Source organism: Cupriavidus sp. TMH.W2 (assembly GCF_050847365.1).
GTDB lineage: Bacteria > Pseudomonadota > Gammaproteobacteria > Burkholderiales > Burkholderiaceae > Cupriavidus.
The window spans coordinates 262,168-279,604 of record NZ_CP193794.1; the positions used below are offsets into that span (position 1 = coordinate 262,168).

Annotated in this window: 15 protein-coding genes and 1 pseudogene; 3 read left to right on the forward strand and 13 right to left on the reverse strand. The window is 62.6% G+C overall.

The genetic code is table 11. The features are described 5' to 3' along the window. Window positions 1-19: 19 nt before the first annotated feature. The 12 genes and pseudogenes from ACREYQ_RS31090 to ACREYQ_RS31145 all read right to left on the reverse strand — a co-directional run bounded on the left by ACREYQ_RS31090 (window position 20) and on the right by ACREYQ_RS31145 (window position 12,621). Window positions 20-2,314 (reverse strand): TonB-dependent receptor, encoded by a 2,295-nt coding sequence (locus ACREYQ_RS31090; RefSeq protein WP_432262742.1) that lies wholly within the window; start codon window positions 2,312-2,314, stop codon window positions 20-22. Between the two features lie 90 nt (window positions 2,315-2,404). Next, complete coding sequence (locus ACREYQ_RS31095; RefSeq protein ID WP_432262743.1) at window positions 2,405-2,674, reverse strand: hypothetical protein; 270 nt, start codon at window positions 2,672-2,674, stop codon at window positions 2,405-2,407. Between the two features lie 378 nt (window positions 2,675-3,052). Beyond that, the gene (locus ACREYQ_RS31100) at window positions 3,053-3,175 is read right to left on the reverse strand and encodes a hypothetical protein (protein WP_432262744.1); all 123 of its coding nucleotides are present in this window, start codon (window positions 3,173-3,175) and stop codon (window positions 3,053-3,055) included. A gap of 147 nt (window positions 3,176-3,322) precedes the next feature. Further along, window positions 3,323-3,523: a DUF4158 domain-containing protein gene (locus tag ACREYQ_RS31105; RefSeq protein WP_432262745.1), complete on the reverse strand. Its 201-nt coding sequence runs from the start codon at window positions 3,521-3,523 to the stop codon at window positions 3,323-3,325. 3 nt (window positions 3,524-3,526) lie between these two features. Beyond that, window positions 3,527-4,678, reverse strand: coding sequence for an MFS transporter (locus tag ACREYQ_RS31110; protein WP_432263083.1), 1,152 nt, complete (start codon window positions 4,676-4,678; stop codon window positions 3,527-3,529). 44 nt (window positions 4,679-4,722) lie between these two features. Beyond that, window positions 4,723-7,827 (reverse strand): efflux RND transporter permease subunit, encoded by a 3,105-nt coding sequence (locus tag ACREYQ_RS31115; RefSeq protein WP_432262746.1) that lies wholly within the window; start codon window positions 7,825-7,827, stop codon window positions 4,723-4,725. 9 nt (window positions 7,828-7,836) lie between these two features. Next, entirely contained in the window at window positions 7,837-8,994 is a 1,158-nt protein-coding gene (locus ACREYQ_RS31120) for an efflux RND transporter periplasmic adaptor subunit (RefSeq protein WP_432262747.1), read from the reverse strand. A gap of 11 nt (window positions 8,995-9,005) precedes the next feature. Beyond that, on the reverse strand, window positions 9,006-10,340 hold the full coding sequence (locus ACREYQ_RS31125) for a TolC family protein (protein ID WP_432262748.1): 1,335 nt from the start codon (window positions 10,338-10,340) through the stop codon (window positions 9,006-9,008). Between the two features lie 61 nt (window positions 10,341-10,401). Further along, complete coding sequence (locus tag ACREYQ_RS31130) at window positions 10,402-10,770, reverse strand: hypothetical protein (RefSeq protein ID WP_432262749.1); 369 nt, start codon at window positions 10,768-10,770, stop codon at window positions 10,402-10,404. A gap of 194 nt (window positions 10,771-10,964) precedes the next feature. Continuing rightward, window positions 10,965-11,463: pseudogene (locus ACREYQ_RS31135) on the reverse strand (DUF2127 domain-containing protein). 26 nt (window positions 11,464-11,489) lie between these two features. Continuing rightward, the gene (locus ACREYQ_RS31140; protein ID WP_432263084.1) at window positions 11,490-12,092 is read right to left on the reverse strand and encodes a phosphatase PAP2 family protein; all 603 of its coding nucleotides are present in this window, start codon (window positions 12,090-12,092) and stop codon (window positions 11,490-11,492) included. 151 nt (window positions 12,093-12,243) lie between these two features. Then, on the reverse strand, window positions 12,244-12,621 hold the full coding sequence (locus ACREYQ_RS31145) for a sensor histidine kinase (RefSeq protein ID WP_432263085.1): 378 nt from the start codon (window positions 12,619-12,621) through the stop codon (window positions 12,244-12,246). 54 nt (window positions 12,622-12,675) lie between these two features. Here ACREYQ_RS31145 and ACREYQ_RS31150 point away from each other — a divergent pair, with 54 nt between their 5' ends. Beyond that, window positions 12,676-13,074 carry a hypothetical protein gene (locus ACREYQ_RS31150; RefSeq protein WP_432262750.1) on the forward strand — a complete coding sequence of 133 codons (399 nt, stop codon included), beginning with the start codon at window positions 12,676-12,678 and terminating at the stop codon, window positions 13,072-13,074. 893 nt (window positions 13,075-13,967) lie between these two features. Here ACREYQ_RS31150 and ACREYQ_RS31155 read toward each other — a convergent pair. Further along, complete coding sequence (locus ACREYQ_RS31155; protein WP_432262751.1) at window positions 13,968-14,246, reverse strand: hypothetical protein; 279 nt, start codon at window positions 14,244-14,246, stop codon at window positions 13,968-13,970. Window positions 14,247-14,552: 306 nt separating this feature from the next. Between ACREYQ_RS31155 and ACREYQ_RS31160 the strand changes: the two genes are divergently transcribed. Beyond that, a complete protein-coding gene (locus tag ACREYQ_RS31160; RefSeq protein WP_432262752.1) occupies window positions 14,553-16,130 on the forward strand; it encodes a glycosyltransferase family 39 protein in 1,578 nt (525 codons plus the stop codon). Window positions 16,131-16,316: 186 nt separating this feature from the next. Then, on the forward strand, window positions 16,317-16,979 hold the full coding sequence (locus ACREYQ_RS31165; protein ID WP_432263086.1) for a hypothetical protein: 663 nt from the start codon (window positions 16,317-16,319) through the stop codon (window positions 16,977-16,979). The last annotated feature ends 458 nt before the right edge of the window (window positions 16,980-17,437 follow it).

Here is a 17,437-nt window from a genome sequence, read left to right on the forward strand (position 1 = left end):
TCGCCGTCCGGCGGCGGCTTTACCAGCGGTGCTGGTACATCGCGGTCAGCGTGATGCCCGCCGCCGGCAGGCGGCTGGTGTTATTGCTGTTGCGCATCAGCTGGCTATACAACGGGTAGTAGTAGCGGTTGAACAGGTTCTCGATCCCTACCGTGATCGTGTCTTTCTTGCTGACCTGGTAGCGGCTGATCAGGTCGACGGTGGTGTAGCTGCTGACCTCGCGCCGCCCGAAGCCGTTCTGCCCGTTGAGCCGGTAGTCGCGGCCGCCGTAGTACGTCACCTGCAGGCGATTGCTCCACGTGCTGATTGGCCGGTACTGGACGTAAGCGGTCAGCTTCAGCGGCGGTATGCGGTAGCCCGTCATGTTCTGGAAGCCGCTGCTGCCTTGCGGCTGCTCGCGGCCGTTGATCCAGGTAAACGTGCCGCCCGTGCCCCAGGTCTCGTTGTCGCTCAGGTAGTCGGCGGAAGCTTCCACGCCCGCGATGTGCTCCTTGGTGCGGGTCAGGATCAGGCCGTTGTTGAAGCTCTGCACGTCGCCCAGTTGCGAGGTGGTGTAGAACAGCGCCAGGCTCGCCATCGTATTGCCGAACGCGCCGCGCCAGCCGATTTCATAGTTGTTGGTCTTGACCGGCTCAAGATTCGACGAATTGATATTGAAGCCCGGGCGCGCATTGCGGATCTGCAGGCCGATATCGGGCAACTGGAAGCCCTGGCCGAACGAGGCATAGAACTCCTGGTTTTTCACCGGCGCGTACGCACCCCCGATATTGAAGAGCCAGGCGCCGTAGTTGACCGTGCCGCCCTGGACCGCGACCGGGTTGCTGACCCGCGATTGCGACAGCGGCACGAAGTCGTCGAAGCTGGCATTGGCGCGTTCATAGCGCACGCCGCCCTCCATCGACCACTGCTCGTTGAACTTGTGCTGCAGCTGCCCGAAAGCGCCGCCGCTGCGGGTGGTCAGCGGCGGCATGTAGGTCAGCGAACCGGTCTTGTTGAAGACCAGCCCGCGGCTCTGATCGTAGGCGCGCGGATCGAACACGTCGAGCGGCATGTCGCTGCGCTCCTGGTTGTAGTCCGCGCCCCACAGCAGCTTGGTCTTCTTGTCGGCACCCAGCGGGGTGCTGATGGTCAGGCGTGCGCCGAACACATCGCTGTTCTGGCTGACCTGGTCGACGTTGCCGCCACGCGTGGCCACCGCGCGCGCATCGAACGGCGGGAAGCGGGTGAAGTAGTCGCGGTAGTAGATCTGTGTGGACACCGTGCTGCCGAGCAGGTCCAGGTTCTGGTAGCCCAGGTTGACCACGGTATTGCGCAGCTCGTTCTGGTTTTCCAGCTGCAGCCCCTTGATCGCCCGCGCGGCGGCGGTGCCCGGCGCCAACTTTGCCACCGACGGATCGGAGGCATAGTCGGTGTTCTGTTTGGCCTGGTACTGGCTGACGCTCAGTTCGACGCGCTGCTGGCTGTCGATGCGCCAGCCCAGCTTGCCGCTGACGTTGTAGACGTTGGAATCGAACAGGTCGCCCTGGCTGGGCTCCGGCGCAATGCGGTGGCCGTGGGCGTCATAGGGACTGCCGATATGCTGCGCGCCCAGGTGGAACGCATAGTCGAGCGGCCCCTGGCTGCCAGAGAAATGCTGCTGGATATTGGCACTGAGCCCTTCCTTGCTCAGCCGCGTCAGCGGGGTGCCGAGCGTCACCGCGGTATCTGCGCTCGGCGGGCCGCCCGCGGGCCGCGTGCTGATTGAGATGATGCCGCCGTTGGCGCCGGCGCCGTAGATCGCGCTGCTGCCGCGCATGATTTCGATGCGCTCGATGTTGCTGGGATCGATGGTGGCGAGGTTGCGCGCCGAATCCCGGTTGGTGTTGAGCGGGATGCCGTCCACCAGGATCAGGGTGCCGCGGCCGCGCAGCGTCTGCCCGAAGTCCGTGACCGTGCGGCTGGAGTCCGCCATGCCCGGGATCAGCTTGCTCAGCATGGTCGCGAGATTGTTGGAACCTACCTTCAGTTCCTCGATGTCCTCGCGCTCCAGCACCGTGACCTGCCGGGTCAGGCTGACGAGGTCGCTCTTGATCCGGTCGACCCTGACCTCCACCGCATTCAGTTCGCCGCCATCGGCCCTGGACGGCGGCGCGTTGGGCTTCGCTCCCCCGCCCGAGGCGCTGGTCTGCGAGACAGCGGATTCGGCGGCCACTGCCTGCGCCTCGGACAGCAGCAGAGTACCTGCGCCGATGGCAGCGACGAAAAGGGCGAGCGGACGCACCCGGAAACGGCCGGCAGGCCCCCTCAGGGTTTCAATGCTTGTTGCGGTTTGCATGGTGATGGTCAGGCCAACGAAAGGATGTTGTAATGTGCTGTGACACGACGCTGCGAATTGTAATCGGAATGATTCGTATTACCAACAGAATTATGGCCTGATCTGAATTTTTATCAGAGTTGCTGCGATGGCCTGATAGGACTTGCCTGATGGTTGGGTCGGGACGGAGAGAGCGCCCGCAGCATGGCAGCCGCCGTTTTTGCCCTGGATTCCCTGGTCGGCGTAGGCAACGTCTGCGGCGGCCGATGCCATCCGGTGGGCGAGCGGCACCTGTTCGCCCACGGCCAGCGGCATTCGAAACTGATAGGCCGGCACCGGCAAGCTGCTCGCGCGGATGCTGCCGGTGGCGGAGGACGGCACGCCGGTGGCGCCGCGCGCTCGTATATGCGATCTATCGTTTCACCGCAACGCCATCAATCCTGCTGCTCGATCATGTGCTCTTATGAGGGGGCAATGTTTCCGCTCTAGTCGTCAGGAGATGGAGATACAAACACGGACCAACTGGAGGTGTGATCAGGATGGACGCAAACAAGCACGAAGGCGACGTCGCCGTGCGAGCGCTGCCTGCAGCCCTCGCAGTCCGCCGGCAGGCGGCCTCCAGCGGTTCGTCGCTGTATTGACGTGCGAACCGCAACAGTCCTTGGACAGCACGCAGCTTGATCACACCCGACCGCCGAACAGCACGCGCATCAGGGCGCACCAGGATGGACCGATACGCTTGGCTTCGCGCAAGCACCACTAGACACAATGGCCAAGCCTGTGCCTCGGGTGGCAACGGTCGGTGACGGTACTGTGGTCGCCGGGCTTACTCTGTCGCCAGTGTGTGGCAGCCAGGATGTGTTCCTCATACAGGTGCACCATCGTCGCCGTAGCCTTGAGCCACAGCGACTTGCCGGCCAGCCGGAACGGCGCCGAGTAATTCTGTCGCGACTGGAGACCTCGGCCAGTTCAGTGTCGGTGGGCAACGGGGTGTCGGGAGCTAGCCACGGTTGGTTTAGAATTCGGAATTTATCGTACGCCAACGGACTGAGAGGCCCTGGACCGGGGCGTCTTGAGCAGTACCAGCAAGATCAAGCGGGCGGCGTCCGAGCGGGCATTGCGCCGGACGAAAATCAGCTCGCTCGCCGTGGTCATATAGATCTCGGCCAGTTCTTGCTCAGTGAGTTCCGGTTTGAAGCGCGGATACGCTGTCTCGTGAACCGCGGTCATCGGTCAAATTGGTCGCAGCCGCCGGTTGCGCGCGACGAGAAGAATCAGCGCAATAGCGGCGGCGCAGAAAGCCGCGCCCGCATAGAACGTGAAGGCTGCGCCCAGCCGGTCCCACAGCAGGCCTGCCAGCACGCTGGCGACGAGCAGGGCGAGCCCGCTTGCCAGATTGAAAAAACCATATGCCGTCCCGCGCAGGTCATTGGGCGCGGTATCCGCCACCATCGTGGCAAGCAGGCCTTGCGTCATGCCCATGTGCAGGCCCCATAGTGCCACCCCCGCCAGGGTGACCGCCCAATGGGTGCCACGCGCCAGCACGAGATCGGCGAGCACCAGCACGACCAGTCCCCAGGCCAGGAGCGTCATGTGACTTAGACTATCGGACAGTTTTCCGAACGGATACGCCGACAGCAAATAAACGAGGTTCATCGCCACCAACACCAATGGCGCCAAGTAAAGCGGCAAGCCGACCTGCTGGGCGCGCAGCACGAGGAAGGCCTCGCTGAAGCGCGCCAGCGTAAAGATCGCCCCGATCGCAACCACGTGCCAGTACGAACGCCCCAACCGAACAAGGTTTGCCCACTTGATGGGGTTGGTGCGCCTGACGCCGCCTTGGGATTCGGGCTCCCGCACGCCAGCCATCAGCAGCAGAACCGAGAGGAGGCCTGGAAGCACCGCCACCCAGAAGACCGCCCGGAAGTCGTTGGCCCAGAGATACATCAGGCCGATGGCGATCACGGGCCCCAGGAATGCTCCTACGGTGTCCAGCGATTGCCGCAGCCCAAACGCGGCACCCCGGAGATGGGGCGGCGCGATGTCGGCCACCAGCGCGTCGCGGGGCGCCCCGCGCACGCCCTTGCCGATCCGGTCCGTGAGACGCGCCGCCAGCACGGTCCCCACCCCGGGCGCCAGCGCAAACAAGGGCTTGGACAGGGCCCCGAGCGCGTATCCGGCGACGGCCAGCCCTTTGCGCTTGCCGAGGTAGTCGCTCAATGTGCCGGAAAACACCTTGACCACCAGCGCGGTTGCCTCCGCGACACCTTCGATGAGTCCAACGTAGAAGGCGCTGGCGCCAAGCGTCGTCACCATGAAGACCGGCAGCAGGCTGTGAATGATCTCCGACGAGATGTCCATCAACAGACTGACGAAGCCCAACATCCAGATGCCTGTCGGAATTTGGCTGAGTGTGCGAGTGGACGTGGTCACAATGACTCCTTTGTTGCCTGGTTGAGGCTCCTGGCGCGGCGCAGCATGAGCCATTCAAATAGCATGGGGATCAGTAAGAGGGTGAGCGCGGTGGAGGTCAGCAAGCCGCCGACGACCACGGTAGCCAGGGGGCGCTGCACCTCCGCGCCAACCCCTTGCGAGACCAGCATTGGCAGCAGGCCAAGAATGGTCACCGAGGCGGTCATTAGCACGGGCCGCAAACGCAGGAGCGCGCCGCCACGGACCGCCTCGCGCAGGGTCTTGCCCTGGGCTAGCTGTGCATTCAGGAAGCTGACCAACACGATGCCATTGAGCATGGCGACGCCGAACACGGCGATGAAGCCGATTGCCGAAGGGACCGACAGGTACTGACCGCTGAGGAACAGCGAAATCAGTCCTCCCATCATCGCAAACGGGACGTTGGCCAGAATGATGCCGGCGAGCGCTGCAGAATTGAAAGTCGTATAGAGCAGCACAAAAATGATCCCGATCGTGAGCGGAACGATCACGGCCAGGCGCGCCATCGCGCGTTGCTGGTTTTCGAACGCGCCGCCCCATTGCAGGCGGTAGCCGGTCGGCAGCTTCACCTCCCGCTGGATGGCCGCTTGCGCGTCCCGCACGAAGCCATTGACGTCGCGCCCGCGCACATCCATCTGGATCACGGCATTGCGCAGCAGCTCGTCATGTCGGATGAAGGCGTAGCCTTCGCTGGTCTCGACCTTCGCCACGCGCGAAAGCGGTAGGAGCGCGCCCTGCTTCGTCTGGAGTGGCAGGCTGCCAATGGCCTCCACGCTGTTCCGATACTGCGGCTGGAACCAGACACGAATGTCAAAGCGCTTGCCACCGTCCAACACCACGCCCGCGGTCTTTCCCCCAATCCCGGTCTGCACGACCTCCAGGATGTCATCCGCACTCAGGCCGTACCGTGCCGCTGCGGCTCGGTCCACTGTCACGGTGATCTGGGGCTTGCCTTGGTTGGCCTCGAGCGCCAGGTCGGCCGCGCCCGGCACCTTGGCAAGCACTACCTTGATCTGGGTCGTGAGCCGATCCAGTTCCCCGAGATCTTCACCGTAGAGACGCAGCGCCAGGGGTGCCCGGACCCCAGACACCAATTCGTCGACCCGGTTCTGGATCGGCTGCCCCATCGACACCACTACGGTTGGCAGCGCCTTTTCCAATGCCTCGCGCATCTGGCTGGCCAAATCGCCGTAGCTGATATGCCTCGCCCAGGCCTTGCGATCCTTCAGGTTGACCAGCATCTCGACGCGATTGACATCCTCCGGCTCGCCGCGCTCGGCGCGACCGATCAGTGCCACCGCCGTCTCGGCCTCCGGAAACTGGCGCGCGATCCCCTCGGCGCGTTGCGTGACCGCGATCGTCTCCTCGAGCGAGGTCGATGGGATGGCGGTAATGCGGAACATCAGCGTGCCTTCCTGCAGGGTTGGCATGAACTCGCGTCCCAGGAACGGAATCAGCGCGAGGCTCAGGCCAAGGACGCCGACCGCGATCGCCATTGTCTTGCGCTTGCGCGCGAGCGTCAGGTCAAGCAACGGCAGGTAGAGGCGCTTGGCATGCGCGACCAGCCAGGTGTCCCGTTCGGGCTTGGGCCGCAGGATGAAGGAGGCGAGCACCGGGATCGCAGTCAACGTTAGCACCAGCGAGCTGGCCATGGCGAAGCTGATGCTCAGCGCCATGGGCTTGAACAGCTTGCCCTCGATATCCGTTAGCGTAAACAAGGGCAGAAACACCACCAGGATGATCAGGATGGCAAAGGCGACCGGTTTGGCGACCTCCGCAGTGGCCTGCAGGATCAGGCCGCGCTGGCTGTGTCGCCTCTGCGGAGCATGACTGAGCAGCCGGTACGCATTCTCGACGACGACCACCGCGCCGTCGATCATCATCCCGATTCCCACCGACAAGCCCGCCAGCGACATCAGGTTGGCCGATAGGCCAACGCGCTGCATTAGGATGAAGGTAAGCAGCATCGCCAGCGGCAGGCTCAGCACCACGACCAGCGCCGAGCGTAGCTCGCCGAGAAATAGCAACAGGACAATGGCTACCAGCACGGCACCTTCGATCAGCGACGAGGTCGCGGTCGATACCGCGCGGTCCACCAGATCCGTGCGGTCATACACGGGAAGGATCTTGGCGCCCGGCGGCAAGGTCTGCTGGATGGCGGCCAGCTTGGCCTTGACCGCGCGCACGACGTTCTTGGCGTTCTCCCCAATCCGCTGCAACGCTATGCCGAAGACGACTTCACGCCCATCCCGGGTCACGGCACCGAAGCGCAGGCCGCCGGCCTCGCGGATTTCGGCCACATCCTGCAGATAGATGGAGGTGCCATCGATCTCGCCAAGGGGAATCTTCCCAAAGTCAGCAAGCCGCTCGACCCGCCCGACGCCGCGCACCAGATACTGCTCCTGGCCAACGTTGAGGTACTGCCCCCCCACCTGGCGATTGTTTGCCAGCACCGTGTCGAGCACTGTCTTGAGCGAAATGCCGTACTTCACCAGCTTGTGCGGATCGACCAGGATCTGGAACTGCTTCTCCGTGCCCCCCCAGGAAATCACCTCATCCACGCCCGGCGCGGTTCGCAGTTGCAGGCGGATATTCCAGTCATGCAAAGTGCGCAAGTCCATGTTGGAGAGCTTGCCGTCCCCAGACTCGACCGTATACCAGAAGACCTGGCCCAAGCCGGAAGCGTTGGGGCCTAACTCTGGCTCTCCGAAGCCCTCCGGAATTCGGGTCTTGGCTTCCTGCAGGCGCTCGGCGACCAGGCGGCGGGCAAAATAGATGTCCGTGCTGTCCTCAAAGAAGACCGTGACGGTGGACAGACCAAAGAGCGATAACGACCGCACCGTTTTGACCCCCGGCAGGCCGGCCATCGACGACTCGATCGGGAAGGTGACCAGCCGTTCGACGTCTTCCGGCGCCACCCCAGGGGACTCGGTGACCACGCTGACCTGTATCGGCGTGACATCGGGAAAGGCATCGACCGGAATGTCGTGCCACGCGCGGATGCCGCCGAAGGCCAGCGCCAGCAGCAGCACCATCACGAGGAGGCGGTAACTGAGTGCAGCAGAGACGATTCTTGTGAGCATGGTCGTCCCTCAGTCGTCGGTGCCAAGCTGGCTTTTCAGCAGGCGGGCTTTCAGCGCATAGGCGCCACTGACCACAACCGGCTCCCCGGCACTGAGGCCCGCCTGGATCGTTGTCTGCCCGCCCATGACGTGGCCGGGCTCGACCGCCCGCGGCACGAACCCGTCCTTGCCGGCCACGAACACCGCCGGCTTGCCCTGGATCTGGACGATGGCCCCCGTGGGCAGCGCCAGCGCATGGGTCCGGTTCGGGGTGGCCAGCGTGACGGAGGCGAACATGCCCGGCCGCAGCTTGCCGTCGGGATTCGCAATCTCGACCCGGGCCTTGACTGTGCGGCTTGCCTTGTCCATCACCGCGCCCAGATAGGTCAACTTGCCACGGAACGCCACGTTCGGGTAGGCCTCGACGGTGACCGCGGCATCGATACCTGTCGTAAGCTTCGCCAGGTCCTTCTCGTAGACGTCGGCCTCCAGCCAGACGGTGGACAAGTCCGCAATCGTGAAAAGCGGCTGGTCAGCTTGCACCAGGGTGCCGATCACGGCCTGTTTTTCGATGACGGTACCGGCAAAGGGGGCGACAACCGGAAAGCGCGAGCGTGCGCCAGGCGCCTCACTGGCCGCCACGCCCAGCATCCTGAGTTTGTCGCCGGCCGCGCGCAAGGCCGCGCCGGCCCGTTGCGCATCGGCTTGTGCCCGCAGCAGGTCTTTTTGCGGAATGATGTCGTCCGCAGCCAGCCGCTTTGCGCGGGTCGAGCCTGCCTCGGCCACACGCGCCTCGCCCAGGGCCTGTTGGTAGGCCGCCTGGGCTTCGCCCAGTTCGATGCTCTCTAACTCCGCAAGACGTTGCTGGGCGCGCACCGGTTGCCCCAGCGAGGCCTCGGCCGCTACCACACGTCCCGGCAGCCTCACACTCACTTTGGCAAGCTTGTCCTGGTTTGCGGTCAGCGTGCCGGTCAATAGCAGCGGCTCGGCGAGATCCTGCATTGCCGCCGGCGCGCTCTGGACCCCTGCCTGCCGGATTTCGTCCGGGGTCAGTTTGACAGTATTAGGGTGTTGCTCGGTCGGCGCGGCAGCCGCTTCGGGCTTGGCATCGGTCGCACGCTGGCATCCGGACAAGACGATTCCGGTCGCAATCAGCAGTGCGAGGGTTGGGGAAAGGAAGGCTCGCATAGGGATTAGGTTCAGCGCGGTTGTTCGGACAGGGTTGCTGGCAGTTGAGCTGGCCAGCCCGCGGCGTGTTCGAGCGAGCTTTGCGTCAATCGCAACTCGGTTCGGGCATCGAGCAGGTCGCGCTGGCCATCCAGCACTTGCCGGCGCACCAGGAGAAACTGCGTCAGGCCGATCTCGCCTTCGCGCAGGGCCTTTAATGAGAGCGCCTGGTTCTCGTCCAGCGCCGGCATGACGTCGCCGCGCAGGCGGTCGACCCGCGCACGCAGGCTCTGCAGACGCTGCCAGAGGGTCGGCACCGCCGTCTGGATCTCACGCCGGGCCGCCTCGCGTTCGATCCGGCTTTGCGTCAGCTCCGTGCTGGCGCGCCCGATGCCCGCCTGGTTGCGCCGGAACAGAGGTAGCGGCACGGAAATGGCAAGGGTGGTGATTCGGTCTCGACCGTCTATGCCCTTCTCGGGGCTGTAGTTCAGGCCCACCGTCACATCCGGATAGCGCATGCCGCGCTCGAGTTTCAGGCGATAGTCGGCGCCACGTTCTTGCGCCTCCAAAGCTTGCAGCCGCGACTGGCCAGCGGCCGCGGCCATGAGTCCATCCAGGGTGTAGCCCGGCTGCGTGCGGTCCAGTTCACCGACCGCCTCGGGCGGCGCTGGCCGATCCCACTGCAGCAGAACGGCGAGGGCCGACCGTGCCTGAGACAGGTCTTCCTGCGCGCGCGCCAACTGGTTGCTGCCCCGTTCGGCTTCGACCCGAGCAAGATTGCCGTCAAGCCGGCTGTCTTCGCCGGCCTGCACCCGCCGGCGGACCAGGGTTGCCGCGCGCTGCAGTAGTTCAAGTGACTCTCGTTCCATTTGCACGCGCAACTGCAGCGCCTGAACTTGGACAAACTGACGCTCGACCTCCGCACGCAGATCGCGCCGGGTCTGCTCGATGGAAGCCATCAGCCCGTCCGAGTTCGCCTCGGCGGCCCCGCGGCGGGCGGACTGTTGTCCGCCGGTCTCAAAGGTTTGCGCAATACCCAGCGCCGCGTCCTGCTTTTTCACGGACGGCGCGCCGGCTTGTGAAAGCTGCCGCCAGCGATACTCCCCGCCAAGCTGGGGGTTGTTCCATAGCGGTGCGCGGGCCTCCTGGAGTTCGCCCTGGACGGTCGTGGCGGCGGCCTGCTTGGCCTGTAGCACGCTGCCGCGCTGTTCGGCGAGAGAGAGCGCCTCGTCCAATGAAAGCGGATCGGCGTGGGCTGGCCCGGCGAAGGCCGTGATCAGGAGTGCGAGCAGCGCCGGCGTGCCGGCTACCGACGAGAGCCGGTATCGCCGCGTACGGGCGATACTAGGCAACAACAGGGAAACCATACTGAGTCTCTGTCAGAGCAATAGAAACCATCCCAAGCGCTGGCTTGGGGACTGGATATGATCAGGACAGAAAGAAGGAGGGCGGGCGGTCGATCGTCGGCAGGCTGCGTGACGCGAAGCGCTGTTGGATCGAGGTGGGGAAGGCGTTGGAGGTTTTCGCCGCGGCGAAGGATAGCGGTGGCGCGGTATCGAGCAGATCCATCAGCGTATGGTAGACGCTGGCGGCGGAATACTTCACGGTAGCGGGCGCAGAGCTGCGCACCGCGTCGCCGTCCGGCGTGGTGGACGCCTGGGCGCTGGCAGCGGCCTGTGTTTGCTGGACTGCCTGGGTCTGCTCAGCCAAAATTTCGTCGACGAGCGGCCACTCCACTACATTGAGCACCAGGCTCAATAGCAGCAGGTAGGTCGTGGTCCGGAAGAATTTCAGCATGGGGCGAATTCTAACATCAGCCGTCGGAATGCCGGCCTCACACGGCCGAGCGTCGGCCTGACGCGAGGGGGGAGGAATGACGCGCAGTCAGTGCATTCGACGCCTTCTGCAACGGCATGACACCGGTGGGGTCAATGTCTGCCAGCACGCTGGCCGAATGTCGAGAGATTTCCTTTGTCATGGTCGGCCGCAAGCTAGTTCCGTCCATTTGACAAGATGCGCCGCAAATGCTGGTACTCAAACCACGTCAGCCCAATGACGACCACATCCAATGCAGAGATGAGCAGCAACAGCAGTGAATGCGTAAAGCTGTATCGATACCCTTGATAGAGGATGAACAAGCTGAAAATCACGATGGCGGCCGGATAGTACGCCAGCCTCTTCCGCCACAGACCAATGATGAGCCAGAGCTTGATGACGGCTGAGTAAATAGAAGGCGGTGAAGTATTGGCTGCTCACGGACAGATCTTGCGCGGCGTGGACCAGATAATTGGCAACGAGGTCGCGCGGATCCTCCGTCAATTCCGTTCGGGTGATCGCGTGCACCAGGTCGATCAAGAACTGCCTGGTAACGACGTAGGCGAAAATGCCGGCGGCGATTTCCGCCAGTGCAAACGCGCCTTTGAGCACAAGGCTGATCTCAAAGGCAACGTGTACGTTCTTTTCGTCAATCAGCGTATTCATACCGATCATTCTCAGCAATGCGTGACATTGCGCGGCTAGCGCCGAACCCGTCCAGACGCGATGGGTCGCGCCAAGACCGCACGGTACAGCCGCTCAGCAAGGTCGGTAAGCGTGCCCCCAGCCATTCGCCAAAGTGGCGCGACAACGCTATAGGCCACAGCGGCTACCGCGACGGCTCCCACCATGTCCAGCGGGAAATGGACCCCGAGGAACACCCGCGCCCAGCCAACGACAACGCCTGTCGTTAGGACGGCGGCCGCGAGTCGGCACGCACCACCGAACAGCAAGGTCAGGCCGATGCCCGCAAACACGGTCATGTGATCGCTGGGGAAAGAGGACTCGGCGGAGTGATACATCCAGGCGTGGCCAAGACCCAGCATAAACGGCCGTGGGTGCAACCAGACCATCCCGATCACTTGATTCGCGCCAAGCGCCAACAGGGTAACCAGGCTTGCCTTAATCGCCTGACTGCGGCGCGTACTGTCGCCCCACAGCCACATGCCGAGCAGCAGCAACGGTATCAGATAGATGAGGTCGTCAGCGATGTCCATGGCGACATGGATCAGCCAGGTTGGTGTGTCGTCGCCACCATTGATCTGCAAAAACAGGGCGCGGTTGAAGGCTTCAATCTCGTTCATCATTTCTCACTAGTCCAATTGCGATTCGGGGCAGATCACCAATCGGTCGTAGCGGCAGATATCCTTGGCGACGCGGTCAGTTCGCAGGGCCGCTAGGTGTCGGCGAACGCCAGACCGAGCGGCCGCCACTACAATGCTGCACGCCTACTCCTCAATCGTTGGCGAGGGCTTGCGTGTACACAAACCGCAAACCTGTCTTGCCGTCCGACGTGATGGTATGCAAACTGACCTGGCCACGAAGTCTTGCCGCTGCGCTCCGGACGATAGCCAGCCCAAGCCCACTCCCTGGCTGCCTCGACCCTACAACCCGATAGAACGCGTCAAACACCCGGGGAAGCTCTCCTTCTGGGATGCCGGGTCCGGAGTCTTCCACTTCAAACACGGCAGCATTACCTTCTCGATACAGTCGTACATCAACCTTCCCGCCTGGTGGTGTGTACAGGACCGCTGTGGGGAGCCAGCCTTCGGCCTGCGAGCTGATGCCGCCAACCCGAAACAGTGCGAGACCCAGCGCTGCCGCCCCCAGCACAGCGGCGACGATCCCGGCTTTTGCGGCGCTGGCGAAATGCTGGCGACCGGTCTTATGCAGAAACGCCAAGGTGATCGCGGCGATGAGGAAGGCCTCAACCCCCTCCCGGAACGCGTAATCATCAGGATCGAGAAAGCATATTGCTCTGGTGCAATGGCGATTTTCTTCCTGGCACTAAGCAGGACCACAGCGACCTTCAAGCCTTGGAAAATGGGTTCCTATGGCTCGCGCTGCTGGAATTCGTGGCGGGAACCGCCGCTTGCCTATACAGACTGCATATTGACGCCAAATGCGCCGACGCGATCGCGCAGCAAAGAGCAGCCCGGCAGCGAAGATCCTGGGTCCGACCAGGAGAGACTGAAGGCGCTACGCGCCAGGTTGATGCAAACCTCCGCAAGCGCGGGTTGCGGCACACTTTTCGCCGTTCATTATTTGATCTCCCGTACCCTCTGACCGTTGACGGGCAAGTCGAGAAAGACCATGCGGACCATGGGCCGGGATCACTCATCGCTTCGATCAATCTGGATAATCCGGCGGACGGGCAACGGTTGGAAGCTGATACGCTTGCGACTCCCCGTTGCCCCCGCGGCTGGCCGACAACAGGTGGCGGTAACGACTGCTAGTTCAACAGAAAATGTTTAAGATTAGCGCACGGCACTCTGCGATGCGGGAAACGACCCAGTCATTGGTCGGCCGTGACTCGAGTTACCGGAGTTGCGTGAGCTGGGGGCCAATTTCTGATTTCTGTTATGTCGCGCTGTACCTCGAACTTGGAGACGACAGCGTGTATGCGCTCGCCTCCGGCCTCGGAAAGAAGCAGGTTATTGAGGTAAGAAAGATCGCCGACGGCGGGGGCCCGCCCCCATATCGACGATATGCCATACAGTGAACTAGCGGCGACGAATTCGTCAGCCGTGGACGGATACGCCAGGCAGGACAATGAACTCTAGTCTGACCAACCCCTTCCGTAATTCTTATTCGTGGCACTCAGGCAAGCCACTGCGGCCGCTCTGCAGCTCGGCGCGTGAAGAGGGGGAGGCGAGCGCGACAATTTCCGACATGGCTCGCCGAGCGCAGCGGTAGGCCCTAAGAACGCTGTGGACAATTGGCGCCGACGCTTGCTCGCCACGGGCTGCGGGGCGCTGCCCAGCAATATGGCAAATCACATGGCGCCCTCCGGCTACGCCACCCCGATCTGCCATGCCAGCACATCGACGGATCGGGTGGCGGGAGGGAATCGGAAGGCGCCGTCTGCGCGGCGCCGCCACCGACATCCATCGCGCCCTCTTCGGCAAGCTCATTGCGCTGGGTAGGTGCGCGAGTGAGCGGCCTATGCCTGGGCTAAGTCAGTCCTGCCAGACTGATTGCAAGAAAGCATCCACCTCGGCCGGAGAGAACACACAACACACTGCCTGCAACCGATTCCAGCAACTGGTGCAGCTGCTTTGCCAAGGACAGTTTGGACGGTTTCCTCTTCGTGCGAGTCGCATCCAGCCGTCCGGGTAAACGCTGACATGCGGCCAGTCGTTCAGCACGATGATGGCGATGAGCCCCGGCTCCTCGGTGACGACGCCGCAGGGAAAGCCCAGCGCCTTGAGTTGGCGCTGGACGATGGCGGCGTGCATGGCGGTGCTCGCGCTAGGGGCGGCATTGTGCAGGTGGTAGCCCTGGGGACCTCAGTACGGCACCGCACCGCGAGCCGCCCCCAATCTCAGCAACCTCTGGCACCGAGCATCCCGACCCCATTGCGTCAACCCCCATGGTCTTGTAATGAACTGTAATATTTTGAGATAATTGCGCGTTTGCTCAAAGTGTGTTTCGTACGCTTGCACCAAACGTAGTCGTGTGGCTTAGCCGCGAAGATTGCCGGTGGTGTGATTTCATCTGTTTGCCTCGTGTAGCCAGGTCGCAACGCGAGATCCAAGGCTAACGTGGACAAAATCTCAGATCCTACTGCAGTTCGCCGGTCGGTCTGGCAGACGCCAGCCATTCTTTTCGGTGCGTTGCAGAAGCAGCCAGCATTCCAGAACCTGTCCGCCGGTCAAGTCTTTGCCATTGCCACGCTCGGCCATGTGCTTCTCTGGACACTGCTGCCGAGCCTGCTACTGAAAAACGCCTCGCTCGACATGATCGAGGCCTTGGCGTGGGGCCATGAATGGCAGCTTGGGTATGAGAAAGATCCCCCGCTCTGGCCCTGGATCACGGAAGCGATAACGGCATTGTCCGGCAAGAGCCTTTGGCCTTGCTATCTGGCCGCGCAGCTTTGTATCGGTACCGTCTTCCTGGCTACATGGCAGCTGGGGCGTCGCATGACAACCAATCGTGAGGCACTGGTTGGCGCCCTTCTGCTGGAAGGAGTTTATTACTTCAATTATCCCACGCCTGAGTTCAACGATATCGTCCTGCAGATGCCGTTTGCGGCCCTGTTTGGCTGGTTGCTACATCGTGCGCTCATTGACAATCGGCTTGCCGACTGGTGCTTGAGCGGATTGCTTGCCGGCTTGGGGCTATGGACGCGTTACTCGATGGGCGCTTATATCGCTCCGATGGCCATCTTTGTGCTGTTGCACCCGCAGGCTCGCCGGCGTCTTGCGGAGCCGGGCCCCTGGCTTCTGGTCCTTGCCGCACTTCTCGTCTTTTTGCCGCACATGCACTGGATTCTCGATAGTGGCTTTATCTCCATCGACTATGTTGGCAGACGTGCCCCTGCGGTAGCGGGAAGCGCAGACTATCTTGCCAAGCTTCTGTCGTTCATGGGCGCGCAGCTTGCAGCTTTCATTCCAATGCTGGCCCTAACCGCCATGCTCTGGCGTTGGAGAAGCGCTGAGCCTCGCGGGCAGTCGGATCTGCGCAGATTTAACCAAGCCTATCTGACTGTCCTGGCTTTGGGACCGATGGCTTTTTCCATCGGTTTGTCGGCCGTTACGCAACGGCCGCCAAGGGTCATGTGGGCCGCACCGCTTGTGTGTTTCGTGGGCCTGTTTGCCGCCACCACAATCCGGCCAGTCTTGACCCCCGAAAGACTGCGTTCGTTCGGGCGCGCGTGGCTCGTTGTCCTGCTGCTTCCGGCATTGCTATTCGTGCTGGAACAACTATGCCGGCCTATGATTCCCGGTAGGGAAGGTAGGACGCATTTTCCCGGGCAGCAACTTGCCTCCGCAGTGACAAGTCGATGGAACGCCGAGACGGGGAAGCGACTGAGATATGTGATCGGCGATACGTGGCATGCCGGCAATGCGGCTTTCTATTCTGGTGACCGCCCATCCGCCCTCTTCGCGCACGGCGGCTATCGCTTCAGCCCCTGGGTCACTCACGAAAAGCTGAAGGAGTCTGGCGCCGTGCTGGTCTGGGATGCCAGGCAGGAGGGGATCGGCATTCCGCCGGGCCTCGCTGCACAGTTTCCAGGTGCTGTCCTACAGCCGGAACTTTCTCTCTACCAAAACGCGTCGGTATATGGGATCGGCGTAGCGTTCCTTTATCCACGGTTAGGACTGCAAGGGGAGAAGTAAGGGTGCAAAACCGATAGAGAGGATGACGGGTGGGGCAACCGACGGCACAAATGCTCTCTGCCAAGCACCAATCCATCGCACCGATCGCGGCGTCCGCTGCTGTTGGCCACATGCTTCAGCACGACACCGTGCTCCGCGAAGGCCTGGACGCGGGCATGTCCGTCAAGAGATGGTTTCTAAAGGAATATAGTGGACAATCGGCCAATTCTGGCTGCACCGGTGGCGCCCGTGCTTCGTCATCTGATTGATGACGCGGTCCATCGCGCCGTGTCAGGCGTTACAAGCAAAGACGGGTACATGCGCTGCGCAGACTATGCAATCGTCGGCGCGCGCGTGCTTACACTGCTGACGCAAGTCACCTACCGGCCGGTCGCGGGCGGCGAGGTGATGAATTTTGGCGACGGCATGTTATATGTGTTGTGTTCGCCGCGCGCGCGGCGCCGTAACGCAAAGCATCTTTCACAACTGTCCCGGTACCATTGCTGGATTGAAGGCAAGCACGCCTATCCTGACGGCTCGTCCAGAGTGGAGGTCGTCGACTTCACGGTGCGGCACGACCATGCGGCTGCCAGCGAGGTTGGTATTCCGTTCAAACGCATGCACGAGTGCTTCCTGTGGACCTGGAAAGATGAGGATGTCGTGCCGCCGGAGCTGCACAGCCATCCGGCGTTCGCAAAAGGAGGCTTGCGTTGGCGGTGGGCTGAGCGCGACTGCACTGATCTGCTGCGTGCCTACGAGAAGGAACGCCCCAACCATTTTGCGCGCCAAGTTTCGCGCGCCTTGGATCTGTTTGCTGACCGGGTCGAAAATGGCGTAGATCATCTGAAGTCATTTGCCATGTCGAAGTAGCCGAGGCATCAAAACTCCGACTGCCAAGCTAGTGCCAGGGAATTCCGTCGATGCACGCCGGATGGTGGTCGGGTCGATCTGTCGGTAGGCACAGCGGATGGCCGCGCCGCGCTGCGCATCCTGGACACCGGCCCCGCCATCCCGTCGGCCGAGCGCAAGCACGCATTTGACCCGTCCCATCGCACCCTGGGCAGCGATCAGATCGATCGGGCCTGGGTTTCCCTCGTCAACGCCATCGTGGACCGGATTGGAGCAGGGATGCGCTTTTGGACGTGGCGATGGAGGAATCTGTGGATGACGCGCGGGCGATTGCTGCGCGCGGCCAAGGTATGAGTGCGCCCGTCCTCGACCAAGTCGCCCAGGCCGGCACAGGCACCGACCTGCCAGCTTTCTGCATGCGGATCTAATCAGTGGCACGAAGATCGATGCGTCTTGGAGACGTGCTATTGTGATAACTA

Coding starts and splice junctions, on each gene's coding strand:
- ACREYQ_RS31130 (WP_432262749.1), bottom strand. CDS start 10,770: ATGCTGAAATTCTTCCGGACCACGACCTACCTGCTGCTATTGAGCCTG.
- ACREYQ_RS31155 (WP_432262751.1), bottom strand. CDS start 14,246: ATGCACGCCGCCATCGTCCAGCGCCAACTCAAGGCGCTGGGCTTTCCC.
- ACREYQ_RS31105 (WP_432262745.1), bottom strand. CDS start 3,523: ATGACCGCGGTTCACGAGACAGCGTATCCGCGCTTCAAACCGGAACTC.
- ACREYQ_RS31110 (WP_432263083.1), bottom strand. CDS start 4,678: ATGTTGGGCTTCGTCAGTCTGTTGATGGACATCTCGTCGGAGATCATT.
- ACREYQ_RS31100 (WP_432262744.1), bottom strand. CDS start 3,175: ATGGTGCACCTGTATGAGGAACACATCCTGGCTGCCACACACTGGCGA.
- ACREYQ_RS31120 (WP_432262747.1), bottom strand. CDS start 8,994: ATGCGAGCCTTCCTTTCCCCAACCCTCGCACTGCTGATTGCGACCGGA.
- ACREYQ_RS31150 (WP_432262750.1), top strand. CDS start 12,676: ATGCAGAAACGCCAAGGTGATCGCGGCGATGAGGAAGGCCTCAACCCC.
- ACREYQ_RS31125 (WP_432262748.1), bottom strand. CDS start 10,340: ATGGTTTCCCTGTTGTTGCCTAGTATCGCCCGTACGCGGCGATACCGG.
- ACREYQ_RS31090 (WP_432262742.1), bottom strand. CDS start 2,314: ATGCAAACCGCAACAAGCATTGAAACCCTGAGGGGGCCTGCCGGCCGT.
- ACREYQ_RS31115 (WP_432262746.1), bottom strand. CDS start 7,827: ATGCTCACAAGAATCGTCTCTGCTGCACTCAGTTACCGCCTCCTCGTG.
- ACREYQ_RS31140 (WP_432263084.1), bottom strand. CDS start 12,092: ATGAACGAGATTGAAGCCTTCAACCGCGCCCTGTTTTTGCAGATCAAT.